The 22,474-nt window shown below is 61.4% G+C and carries 19 protein-coding genes; 6 read left to right on the top strand and 13 right to left on the bottom strand.

The genetic code is table 11. The features are described from left to right. Window positions 1-38 precede the first annotated feature (38 nt). Window positions 39-515 (top strand): transcription elongation factor GreA, encoded by a 477-nt coding sequence (greA, locus tag A7A77_RS09000; RefSeq protein ID WP_066556432.1) that lies wholly within the window; start codon window positions 39-41, stop codon window positions 513-515. Between the two features lie 102 nt (window positions 516-617). On the opposite strand, the gene A7A77_RS09005 is transcribed toward greA, so the two are convergent. From A7A77_RS09005 to A7A77_RS09025, 5 genes are all read right to left on the bottom strand, one after another. Further along, window positions 618-845 carry a DUF4170 domain-containing protein gene (locus A7A77_RS09005; protein ID WP_066556595.1) on the bottom strand — a complete coding sequence of 76 codons (228 nt, stop codon included), beginning with the start codon at window positions 843-845 and terminating at the stop codon, window positions 618-620. 137 nt (window positions 846-982) lie between these two features. Further along, window positions 983-1,537 (bottom strand): hypothetical protein, encoded by a 555-nt coding sequence (locus A7A77_RS09010; protein ID WP_066556434.1) that lies wholly within the window; start codon window positions 1,535-1,537, stop codon window positions 983-985. Window positions 1,538-1,627: 90 nt separating this feature from the next. Then, window positions 1,628-1,969 (bottom strand): hypothetical protein, encoded by a 342-nt coding sequence (locus A7A77_RS09015; RefSeq protein WP_066556435.1) that lies wholly within the window; start codon window positions 1,967-1,969, stop codon window positions 1,628-1,630. Beyond that, on the bottom strand, window positions 1,966-2,355 hold the full coding sequence (locus A7A77_RS09020; protein ID WP_066556439.1) for a phage holin family protein: 390 nt from the start codon (window positions 2,353-2,355) through the stop codon (window positions 1,966-1,968). The genes A7A77_RS09015 and A7A77_RS09020 overlap by 4 nt, the downstream gene beginning before the upstream one ends. 38 nt (window positions 2,356-2,393) lie before the next feature. Then, window positions 2,394-2,954, bottom strand: coding sequence for a hypothetical protein (locus A7A77_RS09025; protein WP_245638433.1), 561 nt, complete (start codon window positions 2,952-2,954; stop codon window positions 2,394-2,396). 190 nt (window positions 2,955-3,144) lie between these two features. Here A7A77_RS09025 and eno point away from each other — a divergent pair, with 190 nt between their 5' ends. After that, the gene (eno, locus tag A7A77_RS09030) at window positions 3,145-4,428 is read left to right on the top strand and encodes a phosphopyruvate hydratase (RefSeq protein ID WP_066556441.1); all 1,284 of its coding nucleotides are present in this window, start codon (window positions 3,145-3,147) and stop codon (window positions 4,426-4,428) included. 151 nt (window positions 4,429-4,579) lie between these two features. Beyond that, entirely contained in the window at window positions 4,580-6,568 is a 1,989-nt protein-coding gene (locus A7A77_RS09035; RefSeq protein WP_066556442.1) for a M13-type metalloendopeptidase, read from the top strand. Between the two features lie 25 nt (window positions 6,569-6,593). Here the strand turns inward: A7A77_RS09035 and ribH are convergent, their stop codons facing one another. The 6 genes from ribH to A7A77_RS09065 all read right to left on the bottom strand — a co-directional run bounded on the left by ribH (window position 6,594) and on the right by A7A77_RS09065 (window position 14,359). Beyond that, window positions 6,594-7,016, bottom strand: coding sequence for a 6,7-dimethyl-8-ribityllumazine synthase (gene ribH / locus A7A77_RS09040; RefSeq protein WP_066556444.1), 423 nt, complete (start codon window positions 7,014-7,016; stop codon window positions 6,594-6,596). A gap of 46 nt (window positions 7,017-7,062) precedes the next feature. After that, window positions 7,063-8,295 (bottom strand): 3,4-dihydroxy-2-butanone-4-phosphate synthase, encoded by a 1,233-nt coding sequence (gene ribB / locus A7A77_RS09045; RefSeq protein ID WP_245638434.1) that lies wholly within the window; start codon window positions 8,293-8,295, stop codon window positions 7,063-7,065. A 360-nt stretch (window positions 8,296-8,655) separates the two neighbouring features. Next, a complete protein-coding gene (locus A7A77_RS09050) occupies window positions 8,656-10,956 on the bottom strand; it encodes a GGDEF domain-containing phosphodiesterase (RefSeq protein WP_156500490.1) in 2,301 nt (766 codons plus the stop codon). Between the two features lie 110 nt (window positions 10,957-11,066). Continuing rightward, on the bottom strand, window positions 11,067-11,687 hold the full coding sequence (locus tag A7A77_RS09055; RefSeq protein WP_082836019.1) for an OmpA family protein: 621 nt from the start codon (window positions 11,685-11,687) through the stop codon (window positions 11,067-11,069). Then, the gene (locus A7A77_RS09060; protein WP_066556446.1) at window positions 11,684-13,546 is read right to left on the bottom strand and encodes a cation:proton antiporter; all 1,863 of its coding nucleotides are present in this window, start codon (window positions 13,544-13,546) and stop codon (window positions 11,684-11,686) included. Before A7A77_RS09060 ends, A7A77_RS09055 begins: the two co-directional genes overlap by 4 nt. Before the next feature lie 114 nt (window positions 13,547-13,660). After that, entirely contained in the window at window positions 13,661-14,359 is a 699-nt protein-coding gene (locus A7A77_RS09065) for a PP2C family protein-serine/threonine phosphatase (protein WP_066556447.1), read from the bottom strand. A gap of 102 nt (window positions 14,360-14,461) precedes the next feature. On the opposite strand from A7A77_RS09065, the gene A7A77_RS09070 reads away from it, so the two are divergent. Together A7A77_RS09070 and A7A77_RS09075 are read left to right on the top strand one after the other, a co-directional pair. Further along, a complete protein-coding gene (locus A7A77_RS09070; protein WP_066556449.1) occupies window positions 14,462-16,783 on the top strand; it encodes a serine/threonine protein kinase in 2,322 nt (773 codons plus the stop codon). A gap of 101 nt (window positions 16,784-16,884) precedes the next feature. Next, complete coding sequence (locus A7A77_RS09075) at window positions 16,885-18,570, top strand: thiamine pyrophosphate-binding protein (protein WP_172799875.1); 1,686 nt, start codon at window positions 16,885-16,887, stop codon at window positions 18,568-18,570. A gap of 53 nt (window positions 18,571-18,623) precedes the next feature. On the opposite strand, the gene A7A77_RS09080 is transcribed toward A7A77_RS09075, so the two are convergent. Continuing rightward, window positions 18,624-19,616 (bottom strand): bile acid:sodium symporter family protein, encoded by a 993-nt coding sequence (locus A7A77_RS09080; RefSeq protein ID WP_066556457.1) that lies wholly within the window; start codon window positions 19,614-19,616, stop codon window positions 18,624-18,626. A 515-nt stretch (window positions 19,617-20,131) separates the two neighbouring features. On the opposite strand from A7A77_RS09080, the gene A7A77_RS09085 reads away from it, so the two are divergent. Then, on the top strand, window positions 20,132-21,028 hold the full coding sequence (locus A7A77_RS09085) for a cytochrome P450 (protein ID WP_216635566.1): 897 nt from the start codon (window positions 20,132-20,134) through the stop codon (window positions 21,026-21,028). Between the two features lie 101 nt (window positions 21,029-21,129). On the opposite strand, the gene A7A77_RS09090 is transcribed toward A7A77_RS09085, so the two are convergent. After that, window positions 21,130-22,398, bottom strand: coding sequence for a Rieske 2Fe-2S domain-containing protein (locus A7A77_RS09090; RefSeq protein WP_066556461.1), 1,269 nt, complete (start codon window positions 22,396-22,398; stop codon window positions 21,130-21,132). Between the last annotated feature and the right edge of the window lie 76 nt (window positions 22,399-22,474).

A 22,474-nucleotide genomic window follows, 5' to 3' on the forward strand; every position in this document is an offset into this window, starting at 1 on the left:
TCCCGGGGAAGGGCCCAACGCGTAGAACAAGGAAGACCATGGCGAGTATCGAAAAAGTCCCGATGCTGGCCGAAGGCTACGAGAAGCTGACGGCCGATCTCAAGACTTTGCGTGCGGAACGTCCCAAGGTGGTAGACGCGATCGAAGAGGCGCGCGCACATGGCGACCTTTCCGAAAATGCGGAGTATCATGCCGCCAAGGAACGGCAGGGCCAGATCGAGGCGCAAATCGCCGAGCTGGAAGACAAGATCAGCCGTGCGCAGATCATCGATCCGGCGTCGCTTTCTGGCGACAAGATCGTGTTCGGAGCGACGGTCACCCTGCTTGACGAGGATGACAAGCCGGTAACCTACCAGATCGTCGGCCAGACCGAGGCTGACGCCAAGAAGGGCCGGATCAGTTATTCCAGCCCGTTGGCACGCGCATTGATCAGCAAGAAGGTGGGCGACGAGATCGAGGTGACGGTCCCTGCGGGCGACAAGTTCTATCTGGTCGAAAAGATCCAGTTCATCTGAGGCGGGACATTCCCGATCCCGGAAAAAGAAAACCCCGCCAGGCACGTGCCTCGCGGGGTTTTTCGTGGCCTGATTACCATCGGGCCTGTTCGCCTTCGGACCTTATTCGCCGTCGGGCAGGTCCGGCTGCAGCAGCTTGTGCAGGTGGACGATGACGTATTTCATTTCGGCATCGTCAACCGTGCGCTGGGCGTTTGAACGCCACGCTTCTTCCGCGCTGGCAAAGTCGGGAAAGACGCCGACGAGGTGAACCGATGGCAGATCGGCGAATTCGAGCGAGCGCGGGTCGGTAACCCGGCCACCCATCACAAGATGCAACTTCTGCGTCATGAGAAGGGGTTCCATGTCCAGTGGAGGGAGAAAGACTGCTCCGTCATTGAAGCTTGTCTTACGAACCCTCTAAACAAAAATCGATCCGGTGCAAGGGATGCGCCGGATCGACTTTCGTCTGTATCGGGATGTGGGCGTTATCGTTTGAGCTTGCCGGCCAGCGACTGTGCCTGTGACGCGGTGGCTTCACTGGCGCGTTTCACGCTTTCCAGAACGGTGGCCCCGGTCTCTGCCGCGCTACCGGCAAGGCTCTCACCGGCGGAAGCGAAGCTTTCACCGATTTCGCCCAGCTTTTCTTGACTGGACTGCGCCGCTTCCTCGGCCATGGTCAGCATGCGCGAACCATACGTGGCGGCAAGTTCTGCCGCGAGACCACCCAACGCAATAGCCCCGCCGCGAAGCTTGCGGCCCGGCCGTCCGGGCAGTGCAAAGGCGATTGCCGCTCCGGCCACGATTGCGCCAGTTATGGCAAGGGCAGGATGGTCCTTCACAAACTGGGTTGCGTTGTTCGCCGCCGCCTTGGCCTGCTCTCCGGCCTTGGCGCGGGCAGGGGCCGTGCGTTCGGCAATGCGCGCCTGAGCGGCTTTCACGCGGTCCGAAATGCTCTGGCTTTCGGGTTCGGGACGGGTTGCATCGATAGCAAGCGGTACAGCCGGCGTGTCGTTTGCGCGGGTGGGTTCGATGTCGGTCACGGCGGAAATTCCTCTTGTCTATTCGTTCATTCGGGCTTTGCCGAATCAATGCGGCCAATCATGCTTTGTTCCCTGCGCCAAGGCGGGAACTCAGGCTTCCTCGACCACCCCTGCATCATTGGTGTCAGGCTCTGTCGCCTCTTCGTCGGCCACATCGGCACCAACGATTGACGCCGCGAAAGCCATGATCGGCTTGCGCAGAAACCAGCCTGTCAGCGCCAGCGCACCCGCGGAGAGCACGACCTTGTGCCGGCTTGCCGCATCGGCCGCTTCATCGGCGATGAAGCGCCCGTCTTCGGCAATGCGGTTGGCAACGCGCTTGCCCAGCGATGCCGCGCCCAGATCGGCCTTCACCAGATCCCGCTGCGTTTCGAATACGGTGCGTGCCGCGCGGCGCAGGCGCTTCGCCTCTATGACATCGGCCTCGGTCATGCGTCTTCCTCTTCAGAAAGCACGGTTTTCAGGCGGGCGAGACGCGCCTTGCCCTTCGATACGAAAACCAGCGCGAGGATGACCAATGCCGCCGTAACCACGACAGTGGAGCCCCAGTACCCGATGATCTGACCCAGCGCGAGGACTAGGCCGACAACGAGCGCCATCAGCGCGAAAAAGGCGAGGACGCCCGCAATCGCGAAACTGGCCGCGATCTTCTGCCCTTCCTTAGCGCCGAAAATCGCGCGTTTCCGGTGAAAATCGATCTCGGCTTCGGCCAGAAGACGCCCGTCGCTGACGAGCGCCTTGATGTCCTCGGCAAGCGAACGATCCGCCGCCGGGTCACTTTCCGAAGCTTCGGCCTGGTAGCGAGTGCTATCCAGCATGTCCCCCCGTTCCCTCAATCCTGTAGAGATTCAATATCTCACTTGGAACGGAACAGGCGTGCAAGCAGGAAGCCGGCGCCAACGGCAACGGCAATCGCGGTGCCCGGACTCTTGCGTACGACATCACGTGCGTCCTCGCCCAGTTCCTCAAGGCTCTTCGCATCCAGCTTGGCCGCGTTCGATTCGAGGCTGCGCGCGGCGGAACGGGCATAGTCGCCGTACTTCACGCCCAGCTTTTCATCGAGGGTAGCGGCATTGTCGGTCGCGAAACGGCCCAGCGACACCATCGCCTCGCTCGTCTTCGCCTTGGTTTCGTTGGCAAGCTCGGTCGCCTTGGTCTTCGCCTGCTCGCCATAAACGGCGGCGTCGCCCTTCAGCTGTTCGCCCTTTTCACCGGCGCGGCCCTTGTAGCCGTCTGCCTTCACCTTCGCGTCGGACTTGAAAGCTTCCGCCTTTTCCATCGCTTCGGCCTTCAGCGCGGCAGCGCCCGCCTTGGCTTCGTCCAGCGCCTTGGAGAAGCGGCTCTTGGCTTCGGCGCGGTTCGAATTCACCGGCGTTTCGGGGGTGGTGGGTTCGATCGGATCGGCCATGGTTTCCATCTTTCTTCCTGTCTCCGCCCCGACAACGGGGCGGTCCCTTCATGATTTACGGCGGACAGCGGCATTACTGCCCCCTTTTGCCTGTCCAACGGCTGTTGCCAGCGATTGTTCCGCCATCTATCGGCACGAGCGTATCACATCCGGGCGCGCGATGCGCCCCCGTCCTTGCAGGAACAGGAAGGCAATTGAAATGACCGCCATCATTGACATCCATGGCCGCGAAATCCTCGACAGCCGCGGCAATCCGACCGTGGAAGTGGACGTCCTGCTCGAAGACGGGTCGATGGGCCGCGCTGCCGTGCCCTCCGGCGCGTCGACCGGCGCGCACGAGGCGGTCGAGCTGCGCGACGGGGACAAGACCCGCTATCTCGGCAAGGGCGTGCTGAAGGCGGTTGACGCCGTTAACGGCGAAATCGGCGAAGCCCTGCTCGGTCTGGATGCCGAAGACCAGCGCGACATCGATCTTGCGATGATCGCCCTCGACGGGACGGAGAACAAAAGCCGCCTTGGTGCGAACGCGATTCTCGGCACTTCGCTGGCGGTGGCAAAGGCGGCGGCGAACGCGCGCGGCCTGCCGCTCTACAGCTATGTCGGCGGGGTCCAGGCCCATGTCCTGCCGGTGCCGATGATGAACATCATCAACGGCGGCGAACATGCCGACAACCCGATCGATTTCCAGGAGTTCATGATCATGCCGGTCGGCGCCGAATCGCTGGCCGACGCGGTGCGCTGGGGCGCCGAGATATTCCACACGCTGAAGAAGGGTCTTGCCGACAAGGGCCTGTCGACCTCCGTCGGTGACGAGGGCGGCTTTGCCCCGAACCTTGCCAGCACGCGCGCCGCTCTCGATTTTGTGATGGAATCGATCGAGAAAGCCGGTTTCAAGCCCGGTGACGAAATTGCGATCGCGCTCGACTGCGCCAGCACCGAGTTCTTCAGCGACGGCCGCTACGACATCGCGGGCGAGGGGCTTTCGCTCACCGGCGTCGAAATGGCCGATTATCTTGCCGACCTTTGCGCAGGCTATCCGATCAAGTCGATCGAGGACGGCATGGCCGAAGACGATTTCGAAGGCTGGAAGGCACTGACCGACAAGATCGGGCACAAGGTCCAGCTGGTCGGCGACGACCTGTTCGTGACCAACCCCAAGCGCCTGTCGATGGGCATCGGCGAGGGGCTTGCCAATTCGCTGCTGGTGAAGGTCAACCAGATCGGCACTCTGACCGAAACGCTGGAGGCAGTCTCCATCGCGCAGCGCAACGGCTATACCGCGGTCATGTCGCACCGTTCGGGAGAGACCGAGGACAGCACGATCGCCGACCTTGCCGTTGCCACCAACTGCGGCCAGATCAAGACCGGATCGCTCGCCCGTTCGGACCGGCTTGCAAAGTACAACCAGCTGATTCGTATCGAGGAAGAGCTGGGCGGTTCGGCGTTCTACGCCGGATCGGGCTGCTTCGGGCGTCTCGCCTGACCTCAAAAGGGACAGACCCCCGGCAGCCGATTGCGATCCGGCGAAAAGCGCCCTAGAAGGCGCTCAGTCGCCACGTTTTCGCCACAAATGGGACTTGGTCCCAGATGCCCGGGGGTCGCCCTTGCGTCCGTCAATAATAGCCGCCTCCGCCTTGCTCCTGGCTACGCTGGGACTGGCGGTCGGCTGTTCGACGGAAAGTGGCGATGGCCAGCGCGCAGTTCAGGGTACGGCGATTGGCATCGACGTCGAATCGATGAACAAGGCGGTTGCGCCGGGCGATGATTTCTACGTCTATGCCAACGGCAACTGGCTTGGCACCGCGATCGTGCCCGACGACGCGGTCGCCGCGCGGAGGCGTGACAACGCGGCGGAACTGACCCGCACGCGCTTGCTTGCCATCGTGCAGGAACTGGCCGGAACTCCGCAGGAACGTGGCAGCGACGAAGCGCTCGTGCGCCGGTTCTACCTCTCCTACCTGAACCGTGCCGGGATCGAGAAAGCGGGCCGCGCACCCATGCAGGCCGAGCTTGACCGGATCGCCGCCATTGCAGACCGCACCGACCTGTCGCGAGAGATCGGGGCACAAGTGCGCGGCGATGCCTATCCGTTGCAGGAATCTGGCAGCCAGATTGACGCGCTGTTCGCCATGCCGGTCATGCCGTCGCCGGAAACGGCAGAGAACGTGCCGTGGCTGGTTGCGGGCGGATTGGGACTGCCTGCGGACAGCTATGATGACATGGGCCTGCGCGGCGCCTATCGCGATTACGTGGCCACGGTATTGGCATGGGCAGGGGTTGCCGATGCCAACGGACAGGCCGGCAAGATCGTCAATCTTGAAGCGCGTCTTGCAGATGCAGGTTCGCGTGCCCGTAGCGGCGCCGATCTTGGCGCAAGCGTCGCGAACTGGACACGGGCAGACCTCGATCAACGCGCGCCGGGCATCGCATGGTCGGCCTTTCTCGAAGGAGCTGGGCTTTCCGGCCAGGAAAGTTTCGCCACCGTCGATGCGGGTTCGGTCGTCGCGGGATCGGCTCTCGTCGCATCCGAAGATATCGCCACGTGGAAGGCATGGCTGGCATTCCACGCCGTCAATCGCGTGGCCGACATGCTGCCGCAGCGCGTGGCCAATGCGCGCTTTCGCCTTTACGGCAACCGGATCGACGGGCTGAAGACTGAGCCGGCATTGAAGGCCCGTGCCGTTGAACGCATCGGCCAGATCTACGGCGATATTCTCGCCCGCTATTACCTTGAACGCTACCTCGATCCGGCCGAGCAGCAGGACGTGACGCTAATCGCCAACAACGTGCGGGAGGCGTTTGCACGCCGGATCGAAAGCGCAGGGTGGATCGAACCGGACACGCGTGACGCAGCTGTCGCCAAGCTGGAAGCGATGGCCATCGGCATCGGTGGGCCGAGCGCGGTGCCGCGTACAGCGCGCCCGCGGCCCAAGGGCACGAGCGCCATCGACCTGGAGCGTGCAGCCAGCCTTGGCATGTACCGCGCGCAGCTTGCCAGACTGGGCAAAGCGCCGGACCGCGAGCAATGGTTGAGTGAACCCTATGATTTCGATGGGCTCTATCTGCCGCTGCCGAACTCTCTGGAAATCGGCGCGGCCATGCTTCAGCCACCTTATTACGCCGCGGGCTCTGACGTCGCCGCGAATTACGGTGCGATCGGCGCAGTTATCGGTCGGAACATGGCCTATGCGCTGGACGATGTGGGCGGGCAGATCGATGCCGAAGGCAAGCTGATGCCGATCTGGGCCAGTGGTGATGCGGACGAATTCAAACGTCACCGCAATGCGCTTGCCGCGCAATACGATGGGCGCTTGACCAATGGGGCTAGAGCACTGCGTGCCGCCACGAACGATCTGACCGGACTTTCTATCGCCTACGATGCCTACCGCGCCTCGCTCGGTCGCAAGGAACCGCCGGTGATCGAGGGGTTCACCGGCGACCAGCGTTTCTTCATCGCGTTCGCGCAGATGTGGGCGACGAAATACCGAGATGGCACGGCTTCATCGATGATTGCTGCGCGGGTCGAAACGGTGCGCAATATCGATGCCTGGTACCGCGCGTTCGACGTGCAGCCGGGCGCGAGGCATTACCTAGTGCCGGAAGCTCGCGTGCGGATCTGGTAGGCCTCCTGCTGTAAAGTGCAGCAACTCAAGCAGCGAAACGATCCTGAAGCGCCAGCAGGGCGAGGGCGGCCTTCGCCGCTTCGCCGCCCTTGTCCTTTTGCGCAAGGTCTGCGCGCACGACGGCTTGCTGCTCGTTCTCTACAGTCAGGATGCCGTTGCCTATGGCAATTCCGTCCATGGTCAGCGCCATGACGCCACGTGCACTTTCGCCGGCGACAATCTCGAAATGGTAGGTTTCGCCGCGGATGACGACACCGATCGCGACGAAACCGGCATACCGACCGCTTTCCGCCGCCATCGCGATTGCGCCGGGGATTTCCAGCGCACCGGGCACCGTCAGGACATCGACATCGTGCCCCGCGTCCTCCAGCGCGGCGCGCGCACCGGCGATGAGCATGTCGTTGAGATGGTCGTAAAAGCGGGCTTCGACGATGAGAAAACGGGCCATCGTTCGCTGACTCCAGATAAAGTGATAATTGCGGGAGGAAAGCGGTTCAGGGCTCGATCGGTCGTTCGCCGACGATCGACAATCCGTAACCTTCCAGCGCGACAAGCGAATGGTGCGTGTTGGTGAGCAGCACCATTTCGTGCACGCCCAGCTCCGTCAAAACCTGCGCGCCGACGCCGTAATCGCGCAGCTCATCCATGTCCAAGGCGGGTATCTTGCCCGAATGCAGGTCAATGACCGTCGACCACGGTTGTTTACGGGGGCGGTTGATCACCACGACGATACCGGCCCCTTCGTCGGCGATCATCTTCATCGATTTGCCGAGCTGACCATTGCGCGGCGTATCCTCGCCCAACACATCGCTGAAGATGTCCAGTGCATGCATCCTGACCAGCGTCGGCTTGGAGCCATCGATATGGCCGTGCACGAAAGCCATGGTTTCGTCGCCGGTTGCGGTGTTGAAAAACGAGGTCGCCGTCCAAGTGCCGCCGTTGCGGCTAACGAACCGCGTTTCGGAGCGTCTCTCGACGATGTGATCGTGCTTACGGCGATAGGCGATGAGGTCGCGGATGGTACCGATCCTGAGGTCATGCTCCCGCGCGAAGGCGATCAGGTCGTCCATGCGCGCCATCGTGCCATCGTCCTTCATGATCTCACAGATCACGCCGGATGGATTGAGGCCGGCGAGGCGGGAAATGTCGACCGCAGCTTCGGTATGGCCAGCGCGGACGAGCACGCCGCCATTGCGCGCGACCAGCGGGAAGACATGGCCGGGCGTGACGATATCGTCCTTCGTCTTGCCGGCATCGATCGCGACGCTGATCGTGCGCGCGCGATCGCCGGCGCTAATCCCGGTCGTCACGCCTTCGCGCGCTTCTATTGAGGTCGTGAACGCCGTTTCGTGCCGCGTACGGTTGTTACGGCTCATCAGTTCGAGGCCAAGGCTTTCAACGCGAGAGCGGGTCATGGCAAGGCATATGAGCCCGCGCCCGTGGGTCGCCATGAAATTAATTGCAGACGGGGTCGCCATCTGTGCTGGGATGACAAGATCGCCTTCGTTCTCGCGATCTTCGTCATCGACCAGGATGAACATCCGGCCGTTGCGCGCTTCGTCGATGATCTCTTCCGGCGTGGAAAGAACGGGGCGATCGTCGCTCGACGTCAGGAATGCTTCCAGCTTCGCCATGGTGTCGGCGGTGGGGTTCCACTGCGGGGTGAGGCAGTCGCGCAAGCTGTTTGCGTGCAAGCCTGCCGCGCGGGCAATCGCGGTTCGGGTCATCGCCCTGTCGACGATGAGTTCCCTGATTCGGTCGCGGAGCGTAGGGGGGGCTGTCATGTTCATTTGGTCGCAATGTCACATTGCAATGTGATAAGCAATCCGAAATGTGACGGAATGTGATGAGGTCCTGAAGAAGGCTTGCTTGGTCTTCTGCAGTTCGTGAGATTGGCGGAATTCGGCGGGTTTTAAGTGCTTAAAATGAAAAGCCCCGCCGGTTGGGCGGGGCTTTGAAACTTCGATTATCCCAACTCACTCGTAGGAGTAGAGCAGGTTGATCAGAAGATTGATGATTGCTGCAGAGAATTCGTACATAAGAGGCCTCCGTTCTTGAGGCCTCTACGTTAACCACATTTTTTAAGGTTAATAAAGGGTTAATTTTTGCCGTCGTTGTCGCTCGTCCTCATGTAGGGCGTTGAGGAATTGCGGGAGCAGCTGTGGTTTTCCCAAAAGATACCCTTGCCCAATCTCGCAGCCCAGATCGATCAGCGTTGACCGGTCCCGCTCGGTTTCGATGCCTTCGGCAACGATGCGCATGCCTGCAGCTCGCGTAGTCTGGTACAGCGCGGAAATGACCATTCTGGCGCGCTCACTATGCTCGGCTAGAACGACAAAGCTGCGGTCGATCTTCAGTTCATCGCAGGGAAGCGAGACTAGCAGGGACAGGTTCGCCTCACCCGTGCCAAAATCGTCCAGCGATATGTGATAGCCCATCTTTTGAAGGGTGCGCAGATTGCGAGCGGCAAGCTCGATGTTTGGTATGCGCGCTGTTTCGGTAATCTCGATGATGATCCGTTGAGGCTGTCCTCCACCAGAGAGAATATTGTCGTGGATGAAATCGATGAAATCGTGATCAGCTATGATGGTGGCCGAAACATTTACGCTGACGCGTAGGCCGCTGCCCGCAGTCCGTTCGGCCGCACGGGCGGCCAACCGCAAGGTGTGAGCAGTCAGCGGTTTGAGCCTTCCAGCTCTCTCGATCTGCGGAATAAATTGGGACGGGCTGATGACACCCCGTTCGGGATGTCTCCAGCGCACCAGCGCTTCGACCCCGACGATACTATCGTCCAGCAACGATTTCTGTGCCTGGAATGCCAAGTAGATCTGTTCGTTGCTGATCGCCTGATCAAGCGCGGCAAGCAGAGACAATTGCCAGTTTGCGTCGAACCCCTCTTGCTCGCTGACGAAAGCGATATGCGTTGAACGGCTAGCTGCGCGATCAGCGGCAACGACGGTGGCACTGATCGCCTGCCGAGGCTTTTCTATGGCGCAATCAAGGAGGCCGAAGGAGCAACTGAAGTCGAGCGTGCGATCACCAATGAGGATCGGGGCACTCGTTAACGCGAGGAGGCCCGACACGTGGCTTTTCGCACTCTCCAACTCGTCAAACCATGCAAAGTGGCCTGACGTATCGGTGTAGATTTTAGTGGAACCGCCGATGGTGAGGCGTTTGGCGATCTGCTGGATAAATGCAGCATGTTGCGTGGATTCAAGGCTCGCCAGAATTTCCTCGAAAGCGTCAACCTTCGCCACCACCAGTCGTCCGCGCGCGCTTGCGTAGTCGTCTTCCAGCGCGTGGAAGTTAGGGAGACCGGAAAGGCGTTCGGTACCGGCAGCCCGTTCGCTTTGCTGTGTGCGATACCGCATCGTGAAATAGATCAGCGCCGTAGTGATGGCTACGCCGAAGTCGATGATTGGCCCGAACGGGGCGACGACAAGCGGTATGGCAACCACAGTGACTGTGCCGACCGCATAGACGCGCCGTCGAGACCGATCGGGAAGAAGCGTCGCGATATAGAGCCAAAACAACGCGAGCATGAACGTCACGAGCGCGTGTACATGGAAGGGCGTTCCGCTGCGCAGGGTCTCTGCCGCAATGATATCCACCAGAATGCGCGGAACCCAGACTAGCTGTTGCGGGACGAGGGAGTTTCCGTCCACCGAACCCGTTGAACCACCGATCAAAACGCGTTTGCCGGACAAGCCGGCCTGCAATTTGGGATTACCCTCCAGATCGTCCAGCGTGAAAACGGGGATATCTCGCACATCGTAGCGATAATCGATCAGGTATTGGCCGCTCGCATTCTCGATTCCGGCAATTGCCGCAGGGAAGGAGCGGTAGTGCCGGTCGGCGATCGTGATCCTTGTTTCCGTTTCCGATCTGAAACGGGTAAACAGGATACGGTTCGCCTGGATCGCCTCCTCGACGCCAGGGAACGAAGCGCGTCGGTCCACGCGGATGCCGTTGCGATCGGCATCGGCGCCGTAGGTGATGGGCCAGCCAATGGTGACCGGCGCCTTGCTGGCTGCGGTGGCCTTGCGTAGATCTCCGATTCCCGCATCGGTTTCGATAAAGCGACCTTCGAGAAAAATCGCTTCGGCACCGGCGTTCGACGCGATCTGCACCGCCTCTGCCTGCCGCTCGGCTACTGATACGGCACTAAAATTGCGGCCATTAGTGATGTCGAAGTAGACGATCTTGCCGGAAATCTGGTTGTGCGTGACCGCCGCGCCAACCCAACGCGGTACATGGTCTATCATGGTAGGAACGAAGAGGATATCCAGCAGCAGGGCCGCGACCGCTGCCGCGGCCAATTGATACAGGCGCGTCAGCTCCCGCGAAGAGGCTCGACGAACCGAAAAGGATCGGAGGATTGACGTCACGCCCGCGTTTGTAACCGCAGTTGGTTAACTTTTCGCTGATAAACCGCGAGTGAAGGCCTGCTCAGCCGCGCAGGAGAGATAGTTAACGCACCGGTGACGAACGGTTCGTGCTACGGTGTGGAATCTTCCGCAGTTTCATCAGTGCCTTGATCGCCATCGACAGTCTTTTCCTCCACCTCGCTTTCCGGTGGTGCGACTGAGACTTCGACACGGCGATTTTTCGCGCGGCCTTCCTCGTCTGGCGTGCCGTCCAGCTTGGCGTTGGGTGCCGCGGGACGCTGCTCACCCATCGCAATAATCTCTATATTATCGATGCTTGCACCAGATTTCTCAAGTTCATTCGCAATCGCCTGAGCGCGTTTTCGCGATGCCCGCAGGTTAGCTTCGTCGTAACCGACGGAATCCGTGTGGCCGCGCAGGGTGATCTTTCCGCCAAGCTTGAACTGCTCGGACGCAACAATCTTCGCGATCGCCTCATTCGCCGCGTCGGACAGGGCGATCCCGCCTTTCGCGAATGGCACGACAGCTTCGAACGGTTCATCGGGAAGCAGGTCTTCCACGACCGGGCTGGGTGTTTCGCGCAGGATGGAGATCGGCGAGGCCGTCGGTTCCGGGGTGGCCGATGCGGTCGGTTCTGGTTCGGCCGGCGGCGGGGCGCTGTCGCAAGCGGTAAGCAGCGCTGCTGCCATTGTCAGGGTTGTCAGTTTTCGCAGTGTTCCATCCTCCCTCATGCCGGTTTTGCTTCTGCTTTTGACTGTCCGCGCGCTTTCTTCTCCTTGCGCGCCTGCACCTTTTCAAGGTCCGGCTGCTCTGGCGGGGAATAGGATATCACGGTATCGCCAGCGCCGGGCGAGGGCCGGGATGCATGCGTGAAGAAGCGCAGGTTCCCGTCCTTGCGCACCAGCATCAGGAAATCCGCTTCGGCAGGCAATGCGGCGCGGGCGTCATCGAAATCGAACTGTTCGGACAGGCGGGTCTTGCGGAATTCCCAGCCATGCGTCTGCCGGCGGTGCATCTCGTTCATGTCGACGCCTGATTTGAACAGCGCGCGGCCGCGGATCGATGGGGGGAGCGAGCGCGGATCGTCATGGTGACCGGCTTCACCCAGCTGATAGACCGAGTCCCGCCCGATTTCTGGCGCGAACTCGTTGCAGACGAGCGCGTTATACGCCTCGTTCTCCGTCACGGCGACAAGAACCTGGTACTGAGAAAGGTCGAGCGAATGTTCGGTCGCCTCGGCCAGGATTTCGCCGTGGTACGTGTCCAGCCCCTGCTGCCGCGCGCGGGACAAGCGCCACCAGCTGGTGTCGGCAATCGTGACAGGTACGTCCATTTGCGACAGTTCGCGTGCCAGCCCCATTGACCAAGGTGTCGCACCCACCAGCAGCAAGCCGGGCGATGTCGATCCGGTTACGTTCAGCCAACGGGCAACCGGCAGTATGGTGAAGCCGTGGGCCACAATCGTCGTGACGCATACGGCAAAGGACAGGCTGATCAGGATCGTGCCGTCGGCATAGCCTAGATCCGACAGGCGAAGGGCGAACAGGCCCGAAATCGCGATAGAGACGATGCCGCGCGGTGCGATCCATGCGAGGAACAGGCGTTCGTTCCACGGGATCTTGCTGAAGGCGAGGCTGAGCAGCACCGTCGCCGGACGAACCAGAAACAGTATCGCCAGCAGGAACAGCATGAATTGCCATTCCAGCGTGCGCAGTGTTTCGAAATCGAGCGACGCGGACAGCAGGATGAAAATGCCGGATACCAGTATCACGGCGATATTCTGCTTGAATGGATGGATGTCGCGCAGGGAATCGACGTTCATGTTGGCAAGCGCGATGCCCATGATCGTCACGGCAACCAGCCCGGTTTCCTGCTGGATCATGTTGGACCCGACGAAGAGCGACACGACGACGACAAGCAGCACCGGAGCCTTCAGGTATTCCGGTACGAACCCGCGCGGAAAGCTCCACGCGATCAGCCATGCCGCGGCGTAGCCAAGGAGTGCTGCGGCCAGCGTGGCGAGCACCAGCGCGGGAACGACCTCGAACGCATTTGCCCCGCTGGTCGAGGCGCGGAAGTATTCGTAGGCCAGGACCGCACACATCGCACCGAAGGGGTCGTTGACGATGGCTTCCCATTTCAGGATCGCCGACGGGCGTTTGGCCACGCTGGACTGGCGCAACATCGGCAGGACGACTGTAGGCCCGGTCACCACCAGAATGCCCGCGAACAGGATCGACACCGGCCAGACAAGGCCCGCCACATAATAGCAGGCAAGCGAACCGAGCAGCCACGCGATCGGTACGCCGAAAATGACGAGTCGCCAAACGGCGCTGCCGGTCTTTCGCAATTCGCGGAAATCGAGGCTGAGGCCGCCTTCGAACAGGATGATGGCGACGCCAATGGAAATCATCGGTTCCAGCAGTTCACCGAAGGCATGGTGCGGATCGACGATACCCAGCAGCGGGCCTGCGGCGAACCCGGCCAGCAACATCAGCACGATCGCCGGCCAGCCGGTTCGCCATGCTACCCACTGCGCGCCGATACCCAGTACGCCGACCAGCGCGATGACAAGTGCCTGTTCTTCCATTGCCCCTCGAAGCTGCCACGCGAGCGCCGGAAAAGGCAACGCGGCGAATATGCCAATGCCCAGAACAAAGGCCTAAGGGCCGGTATGTTCCCGGTCAGGACGGTGAAAGTCGGGTCAGCGTGCTTCGATCAGCACGATGGTGACGTTATCGGGTGCGCCGCTCTCCAGCGTACGGGCAATAAGCCGGTCCGCTTTCTGCTCGAGTGTGCCGGTGGAGAGGATGCGGTGCAGATCATCGTGGGGGACGACCCGCGTCAGCCCGTCGCTCGCCAGCAGGAACAGGTCGCCGTGCATGATCGTACCGGTTACGACATCGACCTGCAGATCGGTGCTGGCCCCTACGGCACGGGTCACGACATTGGCATTGGGATGACCTTCGGCATCTTCCGCGTTCAGCATGCCGGCATCGACAAGATCCTGAACGAGGCTGTGGTCGCGGGTCAACTGGCCCAGTTTGCCAGATCGCAGCAGGTAGGCCCGGCTATCCCCGACCCAGAGGCACCGGTACGCGCTGTCCTTCACCGAAAGGACCACTGCCGTGCTGCCGACGGTTCGCTCCCCATACCGCTGTGCCGCCAGGCGGACGAGGGCTGCGTTCACTGCCCGCAATGCCGCCTCCGGCCCTTCGAACGCCACGTCCGGCAGGGCGCCGATTGCCTCCACGATCATCCTGCTGGCGATATCACCGGCCTCGTGCCCGCCCATTCCGTCTGCCACGACCCACAGGCCCGTATCAGGCGAGACGAGGAAGGCATCCTCGTTCAGTTTGCGTCGCAGGCCGACATGTGTGCGGCTGGCACAGAAGAAGTCCATGATGCCCCCTTGACGCAGCAGGTTGCCGAATAATGGTGCAATACTATCGACCCGCTTGCGAATCCCGCTGCGTTGCAGCAAGTCTATGTCGGGGGGCACGCGATGAACAAGCCTTACAGTACCAAAGCACTTCCGTCCGGCACGATCCTTCGCGAATGGCGACTGGAGCAAGTATTGGGCGTCGGCGGCTTCGGCATCGTTTACCGCGGTCGCGGCATTTATTTCGACGAACTTGTTGCGATCAAAGAATATTTCCCCAGCGCCATCAGCGAACGCCGTGATGGCGACACCGTTGTGCCCATCGATTCCGATGCCGAGGAACTGCACGCTCTCGGTCTGAAGAAGTTCGTGGAGGAGGCAAAGCTCCTCTGGAACCTTTCCACGCCGACCCGCCATCCCAACATCGTCAGCGTGCGCAGTCTCTTCGAAATTCACGGTACGGCGTACATGGTCATGGATTTCGAGGACGGGGTTTCCCTGTCCCGCATGATCAAGGACGGGAAGAAATTTACCGAAGCCGAACTGCTCGACCTCGTTCGCCCGATTGCGGAAGGGCTGGAACGGGCGCACCGCGTGGGCGTGCTTCACCGCGACATCAAGCCGCCGAACATCCTGATGAACGATGACGGCAGGCCGGTGCTGATCGATTTCGGTTCGGCGCGGTTCGACGCGGGCCGCGCGACCAGCACGACCGTCACGTTCCATACGCCGCCCTATGCCGCGATCGAACAATACGTGAAAACCTACGATCAGGGGCCGTGGACGGATATCTACGCGCTGGGCGTAGTGCTTTACGAATGCGTGACCGGAGAGAAACCGCCAGAAGTTCTCGAACGGCTGCATGGCGGTCTTGGTTCGACACTGGCGGATGGCGACTGGCCCGGATATTCGCAGCGCACGCTTCAGGCCATCGATGCGGCCATGACGATCCGGCCGGGCGACAGGCCGCAATCGATCAGCGACTGGCTGCGCATGTTCGACGAGGATTACACCGGTCCGGCCCCGATGCCGCTGCCGGAAATCGACGAGGATGCGACGCAGGTTGCGACGTTCGTTGCCAGTCCCAAGCCGATCGTGCCGGTGAACGCCCCTGCCGAAGGGGTGGAGCAACTGATCAATGCCGAGCCGCCGGTTCCCGATACGGCCAGCCAGGCCAGCTTCAAGCTGGCCGGTGTCGATACCGGCGCATGGCCGCGCACTTCGGGCGAGGCGGAAAAGGCGAAGCTGGAAACAGCCGATCCGGCCGGAGATCGGGAGGGCGAGGGCGGTGAACCGGTCGTGCCGGCACCCGTAGCCGGTCCAGCGGCAGGCGCGGATGTAGAGGCCGTAAAACCGGCCAAGCCGGAAGGTTCAAAGCCGCCCGCTGCTGCAAAAGACGAGAAGAAGGCGCGCAAGGGCGGTGTCAGCGCGATGAACGTCGGGGTTATCGGCCTTGGCGCGGTCGCCATTTTCGTGGGCGGTTTCTTCTGGGCGCAAAGCAACAAAGGGACCGACGCGCCGACCCCGATCGCTGCTCCCGTCGCGATGGAGGCCGGTGTCGACGTCAGTGCCGTTTCGGGCCTTTCGGTCGCACTGATCGATCTTGGCAAGGAGGCGCGCAATGCAGGCGTCTCCAACGCTCTCGCGATCAAGCTGGACAATGCGGGCGAGGCGCTGAAGGGTGAGTACGAAAACCTTGCCATCATGGCGGCGGATAAGGCCGGCCCGGATGCACTGAACGAGCATATGGCAACGATGCAGACGCTGGCTACAACTTCGCTGAACGAATTTGCATCTGGTTTGCTGGACGAAGCGCAGACCCGCAGCCGCAGCCTTGCACGGCAGGCCGCATGGACCACCACGCGAGGCCCTACTCCGACAGGGGCAACCGAGAAGAAGCTGGCGGCGCAGCTGGCCTCTTCGCGAGAGGCGCTGACCGGCTCTACCGCCGCAGTTGCCAAGGCCGCGAGCGTGGAAGAGGCGCTGGAGACCAGCCGTGCCGCGCTCAAGGACTATGCCCAGTTCTCCGCGGCCGCAAACCAGGCGGTGAGGCTGGCGAGGAGCGACACGCCAGACGAGGCAGCGGCGAGCAGTCCGGGCGTTACCGAAACGGTCGCTGCCGAGCCTGCGGCCTTCGATCCGGCGGCGAACGTGCGGCAGTTCGACGCGATCATGGCCTCTTCGCGAGAGGCGGCGTCGAAAGTGATCGCGATGGGCGACGGCAAGAAGCCGGGATCGAAGGCGACCGACCAGGAAAAGGCGAACTACGACCTGCGGCGCGACAATGCCAAGCGCGCATCCGACTACATGGCTTACATGGACAAGCTTTCGGGCGACATCCGCAAGGCCGAAAGCGCGGCAGTGGCAAACGACGTGATCGCGCAGGCCAACAAGTACAAGGGGTACCTCATGGTGCTCCTGTCCCGCTCTACCGCCGCGAACTGAGGATCGCCCAAAATCTGTGAATGCGGGGATGCCCGATCAGAGGGTCTTCCGCTGCCGGCCCATTTCCCATAATGGTTTCATTAGAAACAACAGGAGCTGGGATGCGGAGCGGCGGACAGGTACTGGTGGACCAACTGGTCGTGCACGGTGCGAGCATGGTATTCTGCGTACCGGGAGAGAGCTATCTCGCGGCGCTGGACGCATTTGTTGACATTGCCGACCGCATCCGCGTCATATCCACGCGCATCGAGATCGGTGCGGGCCACATGGCAGAGGCGCATGGCAAGCTGACCGGACAACCCGGCATCTGTTTCGTCAGCCGCGGCCCCGGTGCCAGCCATGCGATGATCGCAGTCCACACCGCGATGGAAGACGCGACACCGATGATCCTGTTCGTCGGCCAGATCGATCGCGGCACGACCGAGCGCGAGGCGTTTCAGGAAATCGACATCAAGGCGATGTTCGGTCACACCGCAAAGTGGGCAGCCGAGATCCGCGATGCGCGGCGCATTCCCGAAATGGTCAGCCGCGCATTCCACACCGCCGTTTCGGGGCGGCCGGGGCCGGTTGTTCTGGGGCTGCCGGAAGACATGCTGATGGACCGCGTGGAGGTCGCGGACATGCGGCCATACCGCGCCGTTCGCGCTTCACCCGGTCCGCAGGATATCGCCGAATTCGGACAACTTCTCGCCGCATCAAGCCGCCCGATGATGCTGGTTGGCGGTGGAGGGTGGACCGATGCGGCACGGCAGGCGCTGATGGATTTTTCCGAAAAACACGCTGTGCCCGTTTGCGCGTCGTTCCGCTGTCAGGACAGGTTCGACAACAATCACCCGCATTACCTTGGCGATCTCAGCCTTGGCATCATGCCCGGCGTTGCTGATGCGGTTGCCAAAACCGATCTGCTGATCACCGTCGGTGCGCGCATGGATGAACTGACGACGCAGTCCTATACCCTCATCAAGCCGCCAACGCCGGTTCAGCCGCTGGTGCATATCCACCCCGATCCGGAAGAACTGGGCCGGGTCTATCAGCCGATCCTGCCGGTCAATGCAGGGCCGGAACAGTTCCTGACTGCCGTGTTCAGCGCGGTGCCATTGGCAGAGGACCGTCTTGCCGAGCGCAGGCAATGGATCGCCGATGCACGGGCCCGATACGAGCAGAACGCAGTGCCCGATGCGACACCGGGATCACTAGACCTTGCAGAGGCGATCAAGACGATCGCCCGCATTGTCCCGACCGACACGATTATAACCTGCGATGCGGGGAACTTTGCCGGCTGGTTGAACCGGTACTACCGTTTCGGTGCGGGTAGCGCCTTGCTAGGCCCGATGAACGGTTCCATGGGCTACAGCGTCCCCGCCGGCGTTGCAGCAAAGCTGATCCATCCCGATCGCACCGTATTGAGCTTCGTCGGCGATGGCGGGTTCATGATGACGGGGCAGGAACTGGCGACGGCGATGCAATACGATGCCCCGCTGGTCATTATCGTAGTGAACAACGGCCTCTACGGTACGATCCGGATGCATCAGGAACGGGAATTTCCCGGGCGCACGCCAGCCACGACATTGCGCAATCCCGATTTCGCGGCGCTGGCACAAAGCTATGGTGCATTCGGAGAGACCGTTTCCGAAACCTCCCAATTCGAAGCGGCGTTCGAACGCGCCCTTGCCGCCGGTCGCCCGGCACTGCTGGAACTGCGCATCGATCCGGAAGCGATCACGCATAGCAAGACGCTGACCGGGATCAGGCAGCAGGCACTGGCAGACAAGCAAAGCGGCGTGTGATTTTGCACCCGTCAGAATGACAAGGCACAGCGCGAGGGTTCGCAGCGGGTTATTCAGGCGCTGCCGCGAACTTGTACCCCGTACTGCGTCTTCGCATAGTGGGACGCCATCGCTGAACAGACCATCAACTGGATCTGGTGAAACAGCATCAGCGGCAGGATGATCGGGCCAACCAGCGCCGCAGGGAACAGGGCGCCAGCCATCGGAACGCCGGAGGCAAGGCTCTTCTTCGACCCGGCGAACACCAGCACGATGGAATTCTCCCGCGAAAGCCCGGCACGCTTGCCGATGAACAGCATTGCCAGGATCATTATCGCAAGAACCATGGAGTCGATGATCAGGATAAGTGCCAGATCGACAAGTCCGACGCGCGACCAAAGCCCTTCGACCACCGCCGCGCTGAATGCGGTATAGACCACCAGCAGGATCGATGAACGATCGACCTTTGCAACCAGTGACTTGTAACGGTCGATCCACTTGCCCACGACCGGCCTTGCCAGGTGGCCTGCGATGAACGGCACCAACAGCTGCATCGCGATCTTCTGCGCCGAGCCTGCAAGGTCGACGCCGGCGCCATTGTCCCCCGCCAAAAGCAGGGCAGCGAGAAGCGGCGTCAGGAAGATGCCTGCCAGATTAGAAATGGATGCGCTGCAGATCGCGGCGGGCACGTTGCCGCCCGCAATGGAGGTGAAGGCGATAGAGGACTGGACCGTCGACGGAACGATGGCGAGGAAGACGACGCCGGCAAGGATGGTCGCATCGACAAGGCCGGACAACGCGGACCGCACACCGATGCCCAGCAGCGGAAACATCGCGAACGTGGCGATGAACACCAGCAGGTGGACCTTCAGCGCGCCGATTCCCTGCAGGATGGCCTGCCGCGACAACTTTGCGCCGTGCAGGAAGAAGAGCAGGGCGATGGCGAAATTCGTCACCTTGCCCGCCCACACCGCTGCCTCGCCTGATACGGGCAAGAGCGATGCGACGATGACCGTCACGATCATCACGAGCAGGAACGGATCGATGCGGGCCAAGCGTGCGGTCATACAGTCTCCATGGGCGGATGCACCGCCTGTAGCAAGCGCGTGTGGTGGTGATTAGACAACCCTCGCCCGCAACAGTTCGCATTGTCGCAGTCCCGCATGCCCACGATGATGGCACGATGCGCCATTTATATTGTTCAATAGACTTATATTGACTCGAAGATCGCTGCTCCTAGAGTGATGAAATCATCCGGGAGATCATGATGACAGAATCTGCCGTCGTTTCACGGTCGGGAGTTCCGAACGTTGATATCGACGTATTTGGTGATGCGTTTCTTGCCGATCCCTATGCGCGCCACAAAGAACTGCGAGAGGCAGGGCCGGTTTTCTATCTCAGTTCCTACGGCATTTACGGAATGGCTCGCCATGCCGAAGTGAGCGAGACGTTGAGGGACTGGCAGACGTTCATTTCATCGCGCGGTGTCGGGCTTACCGATTTCGGCAAAGAGGAACCCTGGCGTCCCCCTTCGCTCCTGCTTGAAGCCGATCCGCCGCTGCACCAGCGCACACGCGGTATCATGAACGAGGTCGTCAACCTTTCTTCGCTGCGCGCACTGCGCCCCGTTTGGCAGGAACACGCGAACGAGCTGGTGGAACACGCGGTTGCGCGTGGCACGATTGATGGCGTTGACGATATTGCGCAGGCGTTCCCGCTGCGGATCTTCCCCGCCACCATCGGGCTGCCCGCAGGTGGCGAAGACCATTTGTTGCGCTATGCATCGGTCGCGTTCAATGCATTCGGGCCGCGCAATCACATCTTCGAAAATACTGCCAATGCGGCCGGACCCGCTGCCGAATGGGTGGCAATGGCATGCGAGCGCGCTAACCTGAATTCGAGTGGGTGGGGTGCTGGCGTATATGCCGCCGCCGATGAAGGGCGCTGCACGGAAAGTGAAGCGGGCCGATTGGTGCGATCGCTGCTTACCGCAGGATTGGATACGACAATCAACGGCATCGGCAACATGCTCTATGCCTTTTCCCAAAACCCCGGCCAGTGGGATAAGTTGCGGGAGGAGCCCCGGCTGTTGAAACGCGTGTTCGATGAATCACTTCGTTGGGATTCGACTGCGCAAACCTTCTTTCGTACCGCCAGCCGCGACGTAAGGGTCGCGGGTGTGGATATCCCGGAAGGGTCGAAGGTCCTTCTTTTCCTTGGTGCCGCCAATCGCGATCCACGTAAATGGTCCGATGCAGAGACGTTTGATATCACACGCTCCGCCAGCGGTCATGTCGGCTTTGGCTTTGGCATTCACCAATGCCTGGGGCAGATGATGGCACGGCAGGAAGCGGAAATGGTGCTCAACGCGCTGTTGCCGCGGGTTAGGCGCATCGAACCGGCAGGAGATCCCGGTCGCGTGCTCAACAATACGCTGCATGCACTGGGCAGCCTGCCGATCACGTTCGTGCCTGATTAAGAACTGCCGCCGGATATAAAAAAGGTCCGCTGGCGGGGCGGACCCTTTCCCTGCGATCATCGGTCAGCTTCGCCAGACGGCGGAGCCAACCGGACGATCAGTTACTCTGCCGGAATGGCGAAGTTGCCTTTCATTTCTTCGGGCAACAATGGCCGGATTCCGAAACCGGCGGTAACGCGCGGGGGCGCGTCGGGATCGAAATTGATACCCGGAGGATCGCGCCCTTCCTCGACATCCTTGATCGCGCTTTCCAACTGCCGGCGCCACAGCACGATCGCCATGTCGCTCTGCGCGAAATGTTCGAAATTGCTGGCAGGGGCCGGCATCGAACTCTGCGCTTCATAGTCGCCGGGCATTTCCTGGTGTTCGCGTTCGCTCATCTCCCACCATGTCTTGCCGTCATGCACTTCGGAGATGGCCTCATGGCTTTCTCCCTTTTTCGTGCGCCAGAGCTGGAACCCGAGGTGGTGTTCGTCGTCGGCGGGCACGAAGAAGGCCATGTCGATGAAGCCGGCGATATAGGCGCAGTCCGGGATGATGGTTTCGTTACACGACAGGACCGCCATGCCGTTGGGTGCGATCATCGGAAAGCCCTGCTTGACGCCAAGTTCCGTGCGTTCCGCAACCATGCCCGCCACGACTTCGCGGACCTTGCCGTAAGGCGGCGCGTCGGCTTCGTCCTTCTCGACCAGCTTCACGCCGGTGAACTGGTCGCCGCTGTGCTGATAATGGAGCCAGGGGACGTGCGCGCCATCGACCGACTGTTCGATGGATGAAAGCCAGTTGATGTCGAGCATCGGCATGTCGGTGCCAAGATCGGGGCCGTAGCCGCGCACGGAACGCGCTTCGAGATATTCGTCGTCGGCCAGGTCTTCCAGGTGCGCCCAGCGTGGCGGAAGGGGTTTTTTTGCGGGCGGCCCCATGTAGGCCCACAACAGGCCATAGTGTTCGACCACCGGATACCATGGCTGGCGATATCTTTGGCGGGCACGACCGCCCGCGACTTCCGCCGGTTGCTCCACGCAGTTGCCCTTGCAGTCGAACAGCCAGCCGTGGTTGCAGCAACGGATGCCGTCTTCTTCCACCCGGCCGTAATACAGGCTGGTGCCGCGGTGATTGCAATGTTCGTAGACCAGGCCGGGCCGTCCCTGCTTGTCGCGAAAGGCAATCAGGTTTTCGCCCAGCAGTCGTACCCTGTGGGGGCGATCGCTCTGGAGTTCAGCATCGACATAGAAAGGTTGCCAGTAGCGGCGCATCAGCTCGCCCATGGGGGTTCCCGGCCCGACCTGCGTCAGGTGCGGCTTGGCCTGGACAACAGGCTTCATGCCGTAACCGGTCCCGGTGTCGAGCGTCGTATCAGCTTCACTCATCTTGCTCTCCTTGGGGATATTCTTTTGTCGTTTATGTGGTTGGAACGTGCCTTGCGCCGCCAACGGGATGCGCGCG

This window comes from Croceicoccus bisphenolivorans (assembly GCF_001634625.1).
GTDB classification, from domain to species: Bacteria; Pseudomonadota; Alphaproteobacteria; order Sphingomonadales; family Sphingomonadaceae; genus Croceicoccus; species Croceicoccus bisphenolivorans.